The following is a 14,927-nucleotide window of genomic DNA, read 5'->3' as shown; positions in this document are numbered from 1 at the left end:
CGGTTCTACACGAGCGAGTCGCGCCACTGCCGGTGCAGGGCCGCGTAGCGGCCGTCGGTGGCGACCAGCACCGCGGGTGGGCCGTCCTCGACGACCTGCCCGCCGTCGATGACGAGCACCCGATCGGCCGTCTCCACAGTGGAGAGTCGGTGTGCGATCACCAGCGCGGTCCGGTCCCGCAGGATGGTGCCGAGCGCCCGCTGCACGAGCCGTTCGGTCGGCACGTCAAGTGACGACGTCGCCTCGTCGAGGATCAGCACTGTCGGGTCGGCCAGGAACGCCCGGGCGAACGCGACAAGTTGCCGCTGCCCGGCGGAGAGCCGGCCGCCGCGCCGGTGCACCTGCGTGGCGTACCCGTCGGGGAGCGCGGCGATGAAGTCGTGCGCGCCGATCGCCTCGGCGGCGGCCCGCACGGCGGCGTCGTCGGCGTCCGGCCGGCCGAACCGGATGTTCTCCGCCACCGTGCCGCTGAAGAGGTGGTTCTCCTGGGTCACCAGCACGACCGCGCGGCGCAGGTCGGCGTCGGCCGCGTCGCGCAGGTCGATCCCGTCCAGCAGTACCGCGCCGGCGTCCGGGTCGTGGAACCGGGCGACCAGCTTGGCGATCGTCGACTTGCCCGCGCCGGTCGGCCCGATCAGCGCCACCGTCTGCCCGGCCGGCACGGTCAGGTCCAGCCCGGCGAGGATGGGCGTGCCGGCGCGGTAGCCGAAGGAGACGCCCCGGAAGGTCAGCGCGCCGTGACCGGGGCCGGTCGGCAGCGGCACCGGCCGGGCGGGTTCGGCCACGGCCGGCCGCTCGTCGAGCACCCCGGCCAGCTTCTCCAGCGCCGCCGTCGCCGACTGCAACGAGTTGTAGAACTGGCTCAGCTCCTGCATCGGCTCGAAGAAGCGGCGCAGGTAGAGCAGGAACGCGGCGAGCACTCCGACCTCGGTCCGACCGCCGAGCACCCGCCATCCGCCGTAGCAGAGCACGACCGCGACCGTGACGTTGCCGATCAGCTTGATCGCCGGCGAGTACGTGGCGATCAGCCGGAACGCGTGCAGGCTGGTGCGCCGGTAGTCGTCCCCGAGCGCCACGAAGATCCGCTGGTTGCGGGGCTCCCGGCGGAACGTCTGCACCGCGCGGATGCCCCGCATCGACTCGACGAAGTGCACGATGACCAGGGCCACGGCCTCCCGGGTCCGCCGGTACGCGCCGGCCGAGGCCCGCGCGAACCAGCGGGAGAGGTAGAAGAGGAACGGGAACGCGAACAGCGTCACCGCCGCCAGTGGCAGGTCCAGCCAGAGCAGGATGGCGGCCACCGACAGGATCGACAGCGCGGCCAGCACCAGGCTGTCGATCCCGCCGTCGACCAGTTCGGCGATCGAGTCCAGGTCGCTGGTGAGTCGGGACACCATCCGGCCCGACGTGTACCGCTCGTGAAAGCCCACCGACAGTCGCAGGAAGTGCCCGAACACCCGCTGTCGCAGGTCGAAAAGGACCGCCTGGCCGATCCGGGCGGAGAGGGTGAGGAAACCGCGGCGGGCCGCGTACTCGGTCACGGCGGCGGCGGCGAACGCGCCGGCGACGGCGGCCAGCGGGGCCGCGTTCCCGGCGCGCAGCGGCGCGATGGCCCGGTCGATACCGACCATGACCAGGTAGGGACCGGCCATCGCGGCCGCGTTCTGCGCCAGCAGCAGGCCGACCGCCGCGGTGAGCCGCCCCCGGTGCGGGCGGAGCAGGTCGGCCAGCAGGGCCCGGCTGTGCCGGCGCAGCCGGGCCACCGCCTCCGGTGTGGTCTCCTCGGCCCGGCTCCGGTCGGCCTCCGGGTCGGTGGCCGTTCCCCGCCAGCGGGTCAGCTCCGGCTCCTCGGCGGGAGGCGGGTCGACCTGCTGGGGGGAGTTCACGAGCGCACCAGCCCCCAACCGTCCGGGGTGGACGCGCCCGGCCCGCCCGGCCCGGTACGCCCCGGTTCCGGGCCGGTGGCCGTCTGCGTGGGCGGCGGCTCGGCGGCGAGCAACGCCCGGTAGGCGGGCACGCCGGCCAGCAGTTCCGAGTGCCGACCGATCGCGGTTATCCGTCCACCGTCGAGCAGGGCGACGCGGTCGGCCAGCGCGATGGTCGACGGCCGGTGCACCACCAGGAGCGCGGTGCTGGCCCGCAGGACCTGCCGTAGCGCCGCCTCCACCAGCGCCTCGGTGTGCACGTCGAGGGCGGACAGGGGGTCGTCGAGCACCAGCAGCGCCGGTCGGCCGAGGACCGCCCGCGCCAACGCCAACCGCTGCCGCTGGCCGCCGGAGAGGGACAGCCCCTGCTCACCCACCCGGGTGGCCAGACCCCACGGCAGGTCGTACGCGAAATCGGCCTGGGCCAGCGCGAGGGCCGCCCGGACCTCGTCGGCGTCGGCGTCCGGACGACCCAGGGTGAGGTTCTCCCACACCGACATGGAAAAGAGCGTGGGCTCCTCGAACGCCACCCCGACCAGTCGGCGCAGCGAGGCGAGCCGCAGCTCGCGCAGGTCGTGCCCGTCCAGGGTGATCCGGCCGCCGGTCACCTCGTGCAGCCGGGGCACCAGGGACAGCAGCGTGCTCTTGCCGCAACCGGTGGCCCCGACCAGGGCCACCGTCTCGCCCGGCTCGATGGTCAGGTCGATCCCGTGCAGTACGGCTGTGGTGGCGCCCGGGTAGCGGAAGTCGACCCGTTCGAAGCGGAGTCGGCCGTGGACGGCGTCGCGGGCCAGCGTGCGCGCGTCCGGAGCGTCCACGATCTGCGGCGGAGTGTCCAGCACCTCCTGGATGCGGTCCGCGGCGGTCGCCGCCTCCTGACCGTTGGCGATGATCCAGCCCAGCGACTGCACCGGCCAGATGAGCATCAGTTGGAGGCTGGCGAACGCCACCAGTTCGCCGATGGTGAGCACGCCCCGCGCGGCGGCGGCGGCCCCGGCCACCAGCACCACGCCCAGGGTCACGTTGGGCACCAGGTCGAGCAGCGCCGCGGTGTTCGCCAGCAGCCGGCCCTTGCCCACGCCGGTGTCGTGCAGCGTCCGGGTCCCGGCGGCGAAGCGGGCCGCCAGTTCGGGCCCCCGGCCGTACGCCTTCATGGTGCGCAGACCCTGCGCGGTCTCCTCGACCAGGGTCGCCACGTCGCCCTGCTGGTCCTGCATCCGGCGGGACGCGGTGTGGTAGTGCCTGCCGAAGCGGCGGGTGATCAGCAGCAGTGGCACCGCGCTGGCGGCGACCAGCAGCCCGAGCGCCGCGTGCAGGTGGATCAGCAGCAGCACCACCACCACATAGGTGGTCAGGTTGAGCACCAGGAAGAAGACACCGAACGAGAGGAACCGGCGGATCACCGACAGGTCGCTGGTGATCCGGGAGAGCAGTTGGCCGGACTGCCAGCGGTCGTGGAAGCTGGCCGGGAGCCGTTGCAGGTGCGCGTAGACATCGGCGCGCAGCGCCGCCTCCATGCCCACCGCCGAGGAGGACTGCACCCACCGCCTGATGAAGATGAGCACCGCCTCGACCACGCCGAGCAGCAACGCCAGGCCACCGAGCTGGAGCAGACCGGCGGGCTCGTGCCGGGCCACCGGCCCGTCCACCACCCGCTGCACCACGAGCGGTACGGCGATCCCGGCGGCCGTGCCGGCGAGGCCCGCGACCAGCAGCCAGGCGAACTCGGCGGCGTACGGGCGCAGGTAGCGGCGCAGCCGCCAGAGGTTGTGCACGGGGTGGCGGCCCGCGGCGACCGGGGCGGCCCGGTCGCCGTCGCTCTCCACAGGCACTACCCGACGGTAGCGTCAATAGGTGTCGATGCTCCTGTCAGCTTGCCGTCACCCGCCGCTCGTGACCGAGAAGCCACTTCTTCACGTCGAGCCCCCAGCGGTAGCCGCCGAGCGTGCCGTCGGTGCGCAGCACCCGGTGGCAGGGTACGAAGAGCGCCGCCGCGTTGCGGGCGCAGGCCGCCGCAGCGGCGCGCACCGCCGGTGGCCGGCCGGCCAGCGCCGCGTACCCGGTGTAGGTCACCGGGGTCCCCGGCGGAACCTCCCGCAGCACCTGCCAGGCGTGCGCCATGAACTCGCCGCCGGTGTGCTGCCGTACCGGCACCGAGTCGATGGCGGTGAGGTCGCCGTCCAGGTAGGACCGGACGGCCACGGTCGCCGGCCCGAGGTCGGCGCGTTGCCGCAGCGGCGCCCGCAGGGTCGGGTGGATCAGGGGCAGCAGCGCCGCCGGGTCCGGGGTGAAACCGGCCGCCAGGACCTCGCCGTCGGCGCCGGCGAGGATGCTCAGCGGGCCGGTCGGGGTGGTCAGCACGGTGCTGTCGATGCTCATGCCGCTCTCCAGAGTCTGATCGTGGCGTAGGAACGCCAGGGGCGCCACCGTTCGGCGTGCGCCGTGAGGGTCGTGTCGGGCAGGCCGAGCGCTGCTGCGCCGCGGCGGATCGCGAGGTCGGTGTCGAGGAGGACGTCCGGGTCGCCGAGGGCGCGCATGGCGAGGTACCTGGCGGTCCACGGGCCGATGCCGGGCAGCGCGAGCAGCCGCCGTACGGTCTCCTCCCGGTCACCACCCGGCGCCAGGTCCACCGTCCCGTCCGCCACGGCGAGGGCGAGCCCCCGAATGGTCTCCCGCCGCCGAAGAGGCATCCCGAACGCGCCGTCCGGCAGTGCCAGAACCTCCTCAGGGCTGAGGAAACCCCGCAGGTCGGTCCGTTGATCATGAAGTTGTTGCCGCGACACGGCGTCGTCGGGAGCTTCATGATCAACACGGGCGGCCAGGAGGCGGGTGAGGGTCGTTCTCGCCGAGGTGACCGAGACCTGCTGGCCGATGATCGCGCGGACGGCCATCTCGAAACCGTCGACCGCGCGCGGGACGCGGATGCCGGGCTCGGCGGCCACCACCGGGGCCAGCGCCGGGTCCGCCGCGAGCGTGGCGTCGACCGCGACCGGGTCCGCGTCCAGATCGAGCAGGCGTCGGCAGCGGGCCACCGCCGGCGCGAGGTCGCGCAGGTCGGCCAGGCGCAGCGTCGCCGCCACGTGCCCGTCCGCCGGGGTCAGCGCCACCTGGCCGGGGCCGTGCGGCAACCGCAACCCCCGGTGGTACGTCCCGTCGCGAACCTCCTCCACCCCGGGCAGCGCGCGCACCGCGAGGAAGTCCAGCAGCGCCCGGGCGTGCAGCGGCGGACGGTACGCCAGCCGGAGCGTGATGGTTCCCGCCCCGACCGCCGCCAGGTGCCGACCACGGGCCGTCCGCAGCTCGGACGGCGCGCTCGCGTACACCTCGCGGACCGTGTCGTTGAACTGCCGCACGCTGCCGAACCCGGCGGCGAACGCGATCTCGGCCATGCCGAGGCCGGTCGTCTCGATCAGGATCCGGGCGGTCTGCGCCCGCTGGGCCCGGGCCAGCGCGAGCGGCCCGGCACCCATCTCGGCGCGCAACATCCGGTGCAGGTGCCGTTCGGTGTAGCCCAGACGGGCGGCCAGCCCCGGCACACCGTCCCGGTCGACCACCCCGTCGGCGATCAGACGCATCGCCCGACCGACCACGTCGGCGCGGACGTCCCACTGGGGCGAGCCGGGTGCGGCGTCCGGCCGGCAGCGGCGGCAGGCGCGCAACCCGGCGCCCTGCGCGGCGGCTGCCGACGGAAAGAACCGGACGTTCTGCCGCTTGGGGGTGGTCGCCGGGCAGGACGGCCGGCAGTAGATCCCGGTCGACGTCACGCCGGTGTAGAACCAGCCGTCGAATCGCTGGTCACGGCTGTCCACCGCCCGGTAGCACCGCTCGAAGTCCATCTCCACGTCACCCATGGTGCCCCGCTGGTCGGGCCCTCGGCTGGCGGGAATCGGACCTGGGTGTGCGCGGCTGGCCGGGGACCCTCAGCGGCGGCGGCGGTGCGGCTGCCCGGACCGCTGCCCGGAGCGGGTGGGTTGGCCGGACCGGTTCGACTGCCCCGACCGGGTGGCCTGGCCGGTGAGCAGGGGTGAGCGGAACACGCCGTCCGGGTCGTACCGCTTCCACAGCCGGCGCACCCGGGCGCCGGTCTCGCCCGGGTAGGTCCGGGCGAACGCGGCCGGGTTCGGTCGGCTCTCGAAGTTGACGTACTCGCCGTCGGCCCGCGCGCCGACGGGCCGCCAGGCGGCGTCCAACGCCGCGCCGCCCTGCGGTGGGAACGTCGAGGCGATGACCAGGGTGTTCTGGTGCCGGTGCGGGTAGGCCGTCGCGTCGGCGGCGACGTCGTTGACCGCCCCGCCGACCGAGCGCAGCTGGATGACCGCCCGGCCCGGACCGGTGGTCGCCCGCGTGACCGCTCGCGCCACGCCCGCGTCCAGCTCGGTGAACAGGCCGTTGGTGGTCGTACCCCGTTGCTGCCCGACGTTCGGGTGCAGGTGCGCGGTCGGCACCAGCGTCGGGTAGGGCAGCAGGTCGCTGCGGTGTTCGAGCACCTTCCCGATGGCCAGCAGCGGCTCCACGACGGGCCGGACCCGGCGCAGGCTCTCCGCGGCCACCACCGCGGTGACGGACATGAGCGTCGAGCGGCCGTCGGCGAACAGCACGGCGGCGGCGGACAACTCCCGAGGGGCCTGCGCCAGACAGCTCGCCCACTCGCGCACGGTACGGCCGTCCGGGTGCGCCTCGACGACCAGCTGCGCCACGCCGACGTTGCGCTGCTCGGCGGCCTCGATCTCGAACGCCACCACGACACCGGCCCCCGCGCCGGCACCCCGGACCAGCCAGAACAGCTCCGGTTCGTGCTCGGCGTCGGCGCGTACCAGCGTTCCGTCCGCGAGCACGACCTCCACCGCGCGGACGCGGTCGATGGTGAGGCCGTGGGCGCGTACCAGCCAGCCGACACCGCCGCCGGTGGCCAACCCGCCGACGCCGACACCGCCGTAGTCGCCCGAGCTGACCACCAGGCCGTACGGGGCGAGCGCCTTCGCGACGTTCGCCCAGGGGGCACCGGCCTCCACCCGGACCAGCCCGGCCCGTTCGTCGAGCACGCGCACCCGGTTGAGCATGGACAGGTCGATCACCACGCCGCCGCTGTTGGAGGAGGCTCCGGACAGGCCGTGCCCGCCGCTGCGCACCGCGATCGGCAGTCGCTGCTCCCGCGCGTACCGGATCGCGTCGATCACCTGCGCGGTGGTCTTGGGCAGCAGGACGGCGGCCGGCGAGGCTGTCGTCGTGTACGTCGAGCGCAGCTGCGCGTACCGGCGGTCACCCGGCGTGACGATCTGCCCCCGCAGGGAGTCGGGCACCCGAGCCATGGCGGTGGTCATCGCTGGCCCTGGACCGCGCGGCAGTCGTGGTCGGTCATGGCCCAAGAGTGGGGCGGTGGCGTCGGCGTTGGCAAACCTCGGGTCGGCCACCAACCATTGGTAAGTGGGCAATCAGCGCCCGGCGGTGACAAGTGTCCGGTCGTAGTGACCGGAATCTCCGCCGGCGGGGGCGTTCGGGCCGGTCCGACCGAGGTGTGGAGATCAGCTCGGTCGGACCGGACCCGATCACCTCGCGGGGCTGGGCACCGCGATCGGCCCGGACGGGGACGGCTTGATCGTCGGGGAGGTCGGCGGAGCCGGAACCCCCGGAGCGCCACCCGTGTTCGGCCCCGGCTGGCCCGGCTGGCCCGGCTGGCCCGGCTGGCCCGGCTGGCCCGGCTGGCCCGGCTGGCCCGGGACACCCGGTGGGGCGGGCTGGTCCGGCCTGCCCGGCACGCCGGGTGGTCCCGGCTCGTTCGAGGTCGCCGGCAACGGTCCCGTAGCCGGTGGGTTGGGCCGGCTCGGCACGCCGGGTGGCGCCCCGGACGGGTCGGGTACGGCTGCCGGGCCCGCTGGGCTCGGCACGGCCGGCGGAGGCCCGTCCGAGCCGCTGGCCGCCAGGGCGATCGGAGCCGCGATCAGGATCGCCGCGAGCGTGCCCACCGCCCCCATCGTCACCGTGGCGCGGCGTCTGTTGCGCACCCGCCGTTCCGCTCGGTTCAACTGGTCATGCACGATCGGTGCCTCCTCGGCCAGGTCGGTGAGGGTGGATCGGATGAGGCTCTCGAGGGGATCGGTCATCGCCGTACCTCCAGCAACTCGACCTCCGGCAGCAGCTCGCGCAGCCGCTGGACCGCCCGGTGCGTACGACTGCGGACGGTGCCCACCGAACAGCCGAGCAGCTCGGCGACCCGGGCTTCGGGCAGGTCCTCGTAGTAGCGCAGGACCACCACCGTCCGCTGTGCCGGTGGCAGCTGGCGCAGCGCGGCGCGCATCGCCAGCCGTACGTCGGAGCCACCGCTCGGATCGGCGCCGACCGGCTCGTCGGCCGGGTGGAGCGGTGTCTCCCGCCGTCGGCGGAGTCGCCTCCACCAGCTGATCTGCTCGCGGTACATCACCACGCGGAGATATCCCTCGGGATCGGCGTGCCGGATGGTTTCCCACTTCGGGATGGTTCGCGCCAACGCCGACTGGAACAGGTCCTCGGCGGCGTTGCGGTCCCCTGTCAGCAGGTATGCGACCCGCATCAGCGCCGGTGTCCGGCTGCCGACGAACTCGGCCAGCCGAGCGCGTTCGTCCTCGTCCACCCACCACCCCCGTTTCGTTGTCACAGATACAGACGCCCCGGGCCATCGTCGCTATCCACGATCCTGGGTGTTTTCCGACCGGAAGTGTCGGTCGCGACGTGTACCGTCCGGCCACCAACTGAAGAAGGGGATGGGGGACATGACGAGCGTGGCGGGTTGGGCGGCGGCGTCGACACCGGGCGCGTTCCCGCCGCTGCCCCGCGCGGTGGCGCAGTCCTTCTACCGCCGGATGCGGGCCGTCGCGCCGGCCGCCGTCGGCGCCATCGAACGGGACCGGGCGGCCGACCCCGAGCAGGCCTTCGCCGACACCGCCTGCGGCCGGTTGGTCGGCTCGCTCGACGACGCGGGCGTGCGCGCACTCGGGATGTGGACCCACCACTGGTGCATGCGCTTCTACGACGACGACACCCGCGTCGGTCGGCGGTTGGTGCGCGAGATCGCCGCGCGGGCCGGGTTGGGCTGGACTGCCGACGAGGTGCGTTGGATGCTGCGCGAGTCGTTCTCGGCCGGCCCGGCCGCCGCCGACCGGTTCACCCTGCCCCGGGCCGCCGCGGCGCAACTGCCCCCGGCCGACCGGCCGCCCGCGGACGACTGGCCCGAGGTCGAGGTGCCCCGCCAGCGCAGCGGCCGACACCTGGGGGCGTGACCGGCCGCCCCGTGGCTGCGGCAGGATGAGGCGGTACCGCCCCGACGGAAGGATGTCCGATGCCCGCCAGCGAGCCGACCATCATCGCCACCAGCATGGGCTTCTTCCGGGGCGGCCGCGGGCCGTACGACATGCGTCCCAGCCCTGTCTTCGAGCTGGCGGCGGAGCTGGCCGAGGCCGGTCCGCAGCCGCGCATCTGCTACCTCGGGCAGGCCGTCGGCGACCAGCCCACCACGCTGGCCGCCGTCTACGGCGCGTTTGCAGCCACCCGGTTCCGACTGTCGCACCTTGCCCTCTTTCCGATGCCCAACGTCGACGACGTCCGCGCTCACCTGCTCGCCCAGGACGTGATCTGGGTCGACGGCGGCAGCGTGGCCAACCTCGTCGCGGTCTGGCGGGTGCACGGGCTCGACGAGATCCTGCACGAGTGCTGGCAGGCCGGCGTGGTGCTGGCCGGCGTCTCGGCCGGCTCGATCTGCTGGCACGTGGGCGGCGCCACCGACAGCTTCGGACCCCGCCTGCGCGGGTTCACCGAGGCGTTGGGCTGGCTGCCGTACGGCAACGGCGTGCACTACGACAGCGAGGGCCAGCGTCGACCGCTGATGCACCAGCTGGTCGGCGACGGCACGTTGCCGACCAGCCACTGCACCGACGACGGCGTCGGCCTGGTCTACCGGGGGACCCGGCTGGTCGAGGCGGTAGCCGACCGCGAGGGCGTCTCGGCGTACGAGGTGAGCCGCGGCGCGGACGGCACTGTGCGGGAGACGGTCATCGCGCCCCGCCTGCTCGGTTGAGCGCCGGTCAGACCCGATCCTCGAACGCGGCGCACACGGTCGCCCGCACCTGCGGCCCTTCGATCGATCGCAGCAGCTCCCGGGCGAGGGCGATCTGGTGCGACTCGTCGACTGACCGGTCCATCGGGGTCAGCTCCACCCGCCACCGGAAGTAGAGGTAGTCGTCCTCGTCGGTGGCGGCGAGCCGCGGGTCGGCGTCCTCGTTGGGGTTGATCTCCAGCAGGTTGCCCCGGACGTCCACCGAGTCCCGGCGGTAGGGCACCGCGTCGGGCAGCCGGGTGCGGATCAGGTCGAGCAGCTCCGCCGCCGTCAGCGGGCCGTCGACCATGATGAGGAACTGCAACGTCGTCTGCACGTCTGCCACCTTGCCAGATGCGGAGCCGCTCAATCGAGCGGGAGGAACGGGCCGTTGTCGAACTTGCCGCCCCGGCGTAGCACGGAGAACTGCACCTTGTGCGGCACGTGCGTGTCCATGAGTTCACGGCGCAAATGGGTGAAATCGGTGCCCAGGTCGAAACTGGCGAGCTGACCGTTCTCGTTGATCCGGCGCAGCATCGTCTTGCGCAGCCGGGTGCCGTCCGGCGCCCGGGACAGGGAGCGTTCGGCCAGGTCGAAGAAGGTCTTGTCGTCGACGATGAGCGCCACGTCGATGTCGGAGTCCGGGCGGGCGGTGCCCTTCACCCGGCTGCCGTGAGCCACCAGGTCCCCGTCGGGCAGCCCGGCCTGCCGTTGGGTCTGCCGGGCGCCCCGGGCGAACCGGGTCCACTGCCGTTCGCTGAAGCCCTGCGGGATCTGGCGGGCGGCCCGGGTGGTCGCCGCCTGGGCCGTCTCGCCCGCCACGTCGTCGGCCCGTCGCATCATGCTCCGGGCGGCCTGCGCCACGATGCCCCGGGCGGCCGTCGTGGCGCCGTCCGGCAGGTCCCGTCGACGGCCGGTCATTCCAGCCCGCCGGACTGGCGGCGGCGCAGCACGGCGTCGAAGACCTGCGCCAGTTCGGCGGCGTCCTCGCCGGCGTGGTGGGTGTGCGGTACGTCGTGCAGACCCAGCTCGTGCTTGATCTTGCCCTTGCGGGTCTGGACCCACTCGCTGCCGGTCAGCCCCATCCAGTAGCTGCGGAGGTCGACGCCGGAACCGGTGGCGCCGAACGGGCTGTGACCGACGAAGCGTACGAAGTACCAGTGCACGAACATGCCGTCCCAGACAGCGGGAGCGGCGAGGAAGACCGGGCGGCCGATCCGGCGCAGCCCGTTGACCCATGCCGCCGCCGCTGCCATCGCCTCCGACGCGGTGGGCGCCTCGCGGAGCAGACGGTCCCGGTCCAGACCCGACACGGCCAGCGCGGCCGGCACGAACTCGTCGGAGATGGGCCGCAGCTCGGTGTAGAAGGTCAGATCCGGGCGACCGGCCACGGCCATGCCCAGCGAGATCATGCTGTACGGCCCGGGGATCGGGCCGTCCGCCTCCACGTCGACGCCGATATACAGCTCGGGCAGGGGAGAGGTCATCCGAGCACCACCCCGATGGCCTGGTCGATCAGCATGTTCAGGACGATGTCGGTGAGCTTCTTGAAGACGGGGATCTCCAGCAGCGAGGCCCCGAACGTCGGAGCGGCAGTCGCGATCGCCTGGATGATCTGCACCAGCAGGATGACCAGCTGGACGATCACGTTGATCTTCAGGGCGAGGACGATCAGCGCGCACACGAAGAGCGTCGCCGCCACCATCTGTGCGCCGGTGCCGCCGTCCCGCAGCACCGACATCGCCGAACCGTCGGACTCCCAGCGCTCCTGGAACGCGGTCAACGCATCGCCCTGGTTGCCGGTCAGCACCCGCTGCGCGGCCGCCGTACCCTCCGCCGCCGCGTTGTGCAGCGAGTCGGCCATCTCCATCCACATCTGACCCAGCTCGAACATCTTTGTCTCGTCCGACTTGGGCCAGGTGTAACCCAGCTCGTTCAACAGGCCGGCGAGCTCACCGGGCAGCATGATCCCCATCGACCCGCCTACCAGCTCATCGTCGTGAACTGGGCGTCGTTGTCCTGCTCGACCGAGTCGTACTGGTCGGCCATCAGGCCCAACCCGGCACCGAAGCCGCGCAGCCCGTCCACGACCGACCCGAGGCACTCCGCCGCGATCTCCTCGGCCACCTGGTACGACATGCCAATCAGGCCGCCCACGTCGTCGTCCCCGAAGATGTCGCCCATCGAGGCCGTCCGCGCGCGCAGCGCCTCCCACTGCGCGGCCAGTTGCTCGGCCACAGTCGTCAGGTGGCCGCCGCCCTGTCGCAGCGCGGGCGGGTGCACCTGAAGGTCCTCGCGCATGACATCACCTCGCTGCCTGCTGGATGCGCCGCACCGCGTCGGTGAGCGCATTGGTCATCGCCGCCATGCTGCGCACCGATTCGTTCTGCAACTCGTCGAGCTGCTGGCCCAGCGCCACCGGGTCGACCGCTGGCGCGTCCGCGGCCTCGCCGGCCGCGAGGCGCAGGTCATCCAGCGCGGCGTTGACCGCCATGGTGATCTGCTCGCCCAGCATCTCGGCGCCCATCCGAAGGGCGCGCGGGTCCACCGTCACCGACTCGACGTGCTGGCCGACCGCCACCACCTCGACCTGACCGCCCGCCGCGGAGCCGGTGCCCCGTGCCGGCTCGACCTCCAGGTCATCGGGCGCCTGCCCGGTCGAACGCATCGACGCCAGCGCCTGTCGGGTCTGCTGGAACAGCCTGTCGAATTCGGTCACCTGGTCCACAACGCCCCCTCACGCCGCACCCGACATCGAGAGGGTAGCAACGGGACACCAGCGCCCGGACCCGCCGATGCGCGAGGGGACGCAGCGTCCGACCCGGTGGAATCGGAGCCGCCTGGACCGGCGCGTCCGGCACCGGCGTAAGCTGGCCCGTCGTGAGTCTCACCATCGGCATCGTCGGCCTGCCCAACGTCGGCAAGAGCACGCTTTTCAACGCGTTGACCAAGAACGACGTGCTGGCGGCGAACTACCCGTTCGCCACCATCGAGCCCAACGTCGGCGTGGTCGGGTTGCCCGACGAGCGGCTGGGCAAGCTGGCCGAGATCTTCTCCTCGCAGAAGGTGCTCCCCGCCCCGGTGTCGTTCGTCGACATCGCCGGGCTGGTCCGTGGGGCGTCGAAGGGGCAGGGCCGGGGCAACGCCTTCCTGGCCAACATCCGGGACGCCTCGGCGATCTGCCAGGTCGTCCGGGCCTTCTCCGACCCGAACGTGGTGCACGTCGACGGCAAGGTCTCCCCGGCCGACGACATCGAGACGATCAACACCGAGCTGATCCTCGCCGACCTGCAGACCCTGGACAAGGCGCTGCCCCGGTTGGAGAAGGAGGCCAAGCTCCGCAAGGACCGCCTCGCCGCGGTCGCCGCCGCGAAGGCCGCGATCGAGGTGCTCGACGGCGGCACCACGCTCTACTCCGGGGCCGCCGCGGCCAAGATCGAGCTGGAGCACCTGCGCGAGCTGCACCTGCTCACCACCAAGCCCTTCCTGTACGTCTTCAACGTCGACGAGGCCGAGCTGGCCAACGAGACGTTCCTCGACGAACTGCGCGCCCTGGTCGCGCCCGCCGAGGCCGTCTTCATGGACGCCAAGATCGAATCTGAGCTGGTGGACCTGCCCGAGGAGGAGGCCCGCGAGCTGCTGGAGTCGATCGGGCAGAACGAGCCCGGCCTCAACCAGCTCGTCCGCGTCGGCTTCCGCACGCTCGGGCTCCAGACGTACCTCACGGCCGGCCCCAAGGAAGCGCGCGCCTGGACCGTCCCGGTCGGCGCCACCGCGCCGGAGGCCGCGGGTGTCATCCACTCGGACTTCCAGCGCGGCTTCATCAAGGCCGAGGTGGTCTCCTACAACGACCTGGTCGAGCACGGATCGATGGCGGCGGCCAAGGCGGCGGGCAAGGTCCGCATCGAGGGCAAGGAGTACGTCATGCAGGACGGCGACGTGGTGGAGTTCCGCTTCAACGTCTGAACCCGGCCGTCCCTTCCGCGGCCGTTGTCCACAGCGGGCCTGATCGACTCGGATTCCTGGAAGCCGGGGTATCCGGACGGCTCGGACACCCCGACATCCAGAAGTTGGGGGAGGATGTGGGTCCGGCGTGGACAGGTAGAAGGACGGTGCCCGGTGGGAGAACGGACGTTGCTCAGTTCGTCGTTCGGGTCGGCGGCGTCCGCGTACGCCGAGCACCGCCCGGATTACGCGCAGGCCGCGGTGCGGTGGGCGCTTGAGTTCGCGCCCGGCCCGCGAGTGCTCGACCTCGGCGCCGGCACCGGCAAGCTGGCCCACACGCTGGTGGCCGTTGGCGCGGACGTCGTCGCTGTCGAACCCGACCCGGCGATGCTCGCCGAGCTGCGCCGTGTGATGCCTGCCGTTCGTGCCCTGCCGGGTAGCGCCGAGGCGATCCCGTTGCCGGACGCGTCGGTCGACGCCGTGCTGGCCGGCAACGCCCTGCACTGGTTCGACATGGCCGTCGCGGGGCCGGAGATCGCCCGGGTCCTCGCACCCGGAGGCGTGCTGGCGGGCCTGTGGAACATCATGGACGACCGGATCGACTGGGTCGCCGAGCTCGAAGGGGTCAGCGGGAGTGCGGCGATCGGCCCGCGCGACACGCTCACCAGTTGGCGCGCGGCGACCGCTGCCATGCTCGTTCCGAGCACCGGCCTGGCCTCCCGGTTCGATTCGTCGGAGCAGGCCGAGTTTCCGCACGGGCAGCGCCGTACCGCCGATTCCCTCGTCGCGACACTCGGGACCCGGGCCGGAATGCTGGTCATGCCGGAACCGGACCGGGAGGCCACGCTCGGCCGGATCCGCGACTTCCTCGGGAGCAGGCCGGAGACCGCCGAGGGCGAGTTCGACCTGCCGATGCTGACCGGCGTGCTGCGCGCCCGCCGGCGCTGACGGGCTCAGTCGGCCACCGAGACTCCGCCGTCGCCGGCCCCGAG

17 protein-coding genes are annotated in these 14,927 nt (G+C 72.9%); 4 read left to right on the top strand and 13 right to left on the bottom strand.

Annotation, left to right across the window (positions count from 1 at the left end; all coding sequences use genetic code 11):
* Positions 1-5: 5 nt before the first annotated feature.
* The 7 genes from AB0B97_RS16365 to AB0B97_RS16335 all read right to left on the bottom strand — a co-directional run bounded on the left by AB0B97_RS16365 (position 6) and on the right by AB0B97_RS16335 (position 8,532).
* The gene (locus tag AB0B97_RS16365; protein WP_357494346.1) at positions 6-1,886 is read right to left on the bottom strand and encodes an ABC transporter ATP-binding protein; all 1,881 of its coding nucleotides are present in this window, start codon (positions 1,884-1,886) and stop codon (positions 6-8) included.
* Positions 1,883-3,757 carry an ABC transporter ATP-binding protein gene (locus tag AB0B97_RS16360; RefSeq protein ID WP_357494344.1) on the bottom strand — a complete coding sequence of 625 codons (1,875 nt, stop codon included), beginning with the start codon at positions 3,755-3,757 and terminating at the stop codon, positions 1,883-1,885. The genes AB0B97_RS16365 and AB0B97_RS16360 overlap by 4 nt, the downstream gene beginning before the upstream one ends.
* 37 nt (positions 3,758-3,794) lie before the next feature.
* Positions 3,795-4,304, bottom strand: coding sequence for a methylated-DNA--[protein]-cysteine S-methyltransferase (locus tag AB0B97_RS16355; RefSeq protein ID WP_357494342.1), 510 nt, complete (start codon positions 4,302-4,304; stop codon positions 3,795-3,797).
* On the bottom strand, positions 4,301-5,767 hold the full coding sequence (locus tag AB0B97_RS16350) for an AlkA N-terminal domain-containing protein (RefSeq protein ID WP_357494340.1): 1,467 nt from the start codon (positions 5,765-5,767) through the stop codon (positions 4,301-4,303). The genes AB0B97_RS16355 and AB0B97_RS16350 overlap by 4 nt, the downstream gene beginning before the upstream one ends.
* 78 nt (positions 5,768-5,845) lie before the next feature.
* Entirely contained in the window at positions 5,846-7,246 is a 1,401-nt protein-coding gene (locus tag AB0B97_RS16345; protein ID WP_357494338.1) for an FAD-dependent oxidoreductase, read from the bottom strand.
* Between the two features lie 225 nt (positions 7,247-7,471).
* On the bottom strand, positions 7,472-8,026 hold the full coding sequence (locus AB0B97_RS16340; RefSeq protein WP_357494336.1) for a hypothetical protein: 555 nt from the start codon (positions 8,024-8,026) through the stop codon (positions 7,472-7,474).
* The gene (locus AB0B97_RS16335) at positions 8,023-8,532 is read right to left on the bottom strand and encodes a SigE family RNA polymerase sigma factor (protein ID WP_357494334.1); all 510 of its coding nucleotides are present in this window, start codon (positions 8,530-8,532) and stop codon (positions 8,023-8,025) included. Before AB0B97_RS16335 ends, AB0B97_RS16340 begins: the two co-directional genes overlap by 4 nt.
* A 139-nt stretch (positions 8,533-8,671) precedes the next feature.
* On the opposite strand from AB0B97_RS16335, the gene AB0B97_RS16330 reads away from it, so the two are divergent.
* Both AB0B97_RS16330 and AB0B97_RS16325 read left to right on the top strand, forming a co-directional pair.
* Complete coding sequence (locus tag AB0B97_RS16330; RefSeq protein WP_234583869.1) at positions 8,672-9,178, top strand: hypothetical protein; 507 nt, start codon at positions 8,672-8,674, stop codon at positions 9,176-9,178.
* Between the two features lie 59 nt (positions 9,179-9,237).
* A complete protein-coding gene (locus AB0B97_RS16325; protein WP_357494332.1) occupies positions 9,238-9,972 on the top strand; it encodes a peptidase E in 735 nt (244 codons plus the stop codon).
* Between the two features lie 7 nt (positions 9,973-9,979).
* Here AB0B97_RS16325 and AB0B97_RS16320 read toward each other — a convergent pair whose 3' ends face one another.
* From AB0B97_RS16320 to AB0B97_RS16295, 6 genes are read right to left on the bottom strand one after another with little or no spacing between them, the layout of a single operon-like run.
* Complete coding sequence (locus AB0B97_RS16320) at positions 9,980-10,327, bottom strand: hypothetical protein (protein WP_234583867.1); 348 nt, start codon at positions 10,325-10,327, stop codon at positions 9,980-9,982.
* 29 nt (positions 10,328-10,356) lie between these two features.
* A complete protein-coding gene (locus AB0B97_RS16315; RefSeq protein WP_357494330.1) occupies positions 10,357-10,911 on the bottom strand; it encodes a nucleotidyltransferase domain-containing protein in 555 nt (184 codons plus the stop codon).
* Positions 10,908-11,477 (bottom strand): exonuclease, encoded by a 570-nt coding sequence (locus AB0B97_RS16310; protein ID WP_357494328.1) that lies wholly within the window; start codon positions 11,475-11,477, stop codon positions 10,908-10,910. Before AB0B97_RS16310 ends, AB0B97_RS16315 begins: the two co-directional genes overlap by 4 nt.
* Positions 11,474-11,965, bottom strand: a complete 492-nt coding sequence (locus tag AB0B97_RS16305) for a hypothetical protein (protein ID WP_357494326.1) — start codon at positions 11,963-11,965, stop codon at positions 11,474-11,476. Before AB0B97_RS16305 ends, AB0B97_RS16310 begins: the two co-directional genes overlap by 4 nt.
* 8 nt (positions 11,966-11,973) lie before the next feature.
* Entirely contained in the window at positions 11,974-12,291 is a 318-nt protein-coding gene (locus tag AB0B97_RS16300) for a hypothetical protein (protein ID WP_234583862.1), read from the bottom strand.
* A 4-nt stretch (positions 12,292-12,295) separates the two neighbouring features.
* Positions 12,296-12,718, bottom strand: coding sequence for a YbaB/EbfC family nucleoid-associated protein (locus tag AB0B97_RS16295; protein ID WP_357494324.1), 423 nt, complete (start codon positions 12,716-12,718; stop codon positions 12,296-12,298).
* A 152-nt stretch (positions 12,719-12,870) separates the two neighbouring features.
* Here AB0B97_RS16295 and ychF point away from each other — a divergent pair, with 152 nt between their 5' ends.
* Together ychF and AB0B97_RS16285 are read left to right on the top strand one after the other, a co-directional pair.
* Entirely contained in the window at positions 12,871-13,956 is a 1,086-nt protein-coding gene (ychF, locus tag AB0B97_RS16290; protein ID WP_234583858.1) for a redox-regulated ATPase YchF, read from the top strand.
* A 153-nt stretch (positions 13,957-14,109) separates the two neighbouring features.
* Positions 14,110-14,883, top strand: coding sequence for a class I SAM-dependent methyltransferase (locus tag AB0B97_RS16285; RefSeq protein WP_357494321.1), 774 nt, complete (start codon positions 14,110-14,112; stop codon positions 14,881-14,883).
* Positions 14,884-14,927 lie beyond the last annotated feature (44 nt).

It is taken from the genome of Micromonospora sp. NPDC049004, from assembly GCF_040649315.1.
Lineage (GTDB): Bacteria > Actinomycetota > Actinomycetes > Mycobacteriales > Micromonosporaceae > Micromonospora.
Note: the sequence above shows the minus strand (reverse complement) of the source record. Positions and strands in the feature narration are given on the sequence as shown.

Coding starts and splice junctions, on each gene's coding strand:
- AB0B97_RS16310 (WP_357494328.1), bottom strand. CDS start 11,477: ATGACCTCTCCCCTGCCCGAGCTGTATATCGGCGTCGACGTGGAGGCG.
- AB0B97_RS16340 (WP_357494336.1), bottom strand. CDS start 8,026: ATGACCGATCCCCTCGAGAGCCTCATCCGATCCACCCTCACCGACCTG.
- AB0B97_RS16305 (WP_357494326.1), bottom strand. CDS start 11,965: ATGGGGATCATGCTGCCCGGTGAGCTCGCCGGCCTGTTGAACGAGCTG.
- AB0B97_RS16325 (WP_357494332.1), top strand. CDS start 9,238: ATGCCCGCCAGCGAGCCGACCATCATCGCCACCAGCATGGGCTTCTTC.
- AB0B97_RS16345 (WP_357494338.1), bottom strand. CDS start 7,246: ATGACCACCGCCATGGCTCGGGTGCCCGACTCCCTGCGGGGGCAGATC.
- AB0B97_RS16315 (WP_357494330.1), bottom strand. CDS start 10,911: ATGACCGGCCGTCGACGGGACCTGCCGGACGGCGCCACGACGGCCGCC.
- AB0B97_RS16355 (WP_357494342.1), bottom strand. CDS start 4,304: ATGAGCATCGACAGCACCGTGCTGACCACCCCGACCGGCCCGCTGAGC.
- AB0B97_RS16300 (WP_234583862.1), bottom strand. CDS start 12,291: ATGCGCGAGGACCTTCAGGTGCACCCGCCCGCGCTGCGACAGGGCGGC.
- AB0B97_RS16330 (WP_234583869.1), top strand. CDS start 8,672: ATGACGAGCGTGGCGGGTTGGGCGGCGGCGTCGACACCGGGCGCGTTC.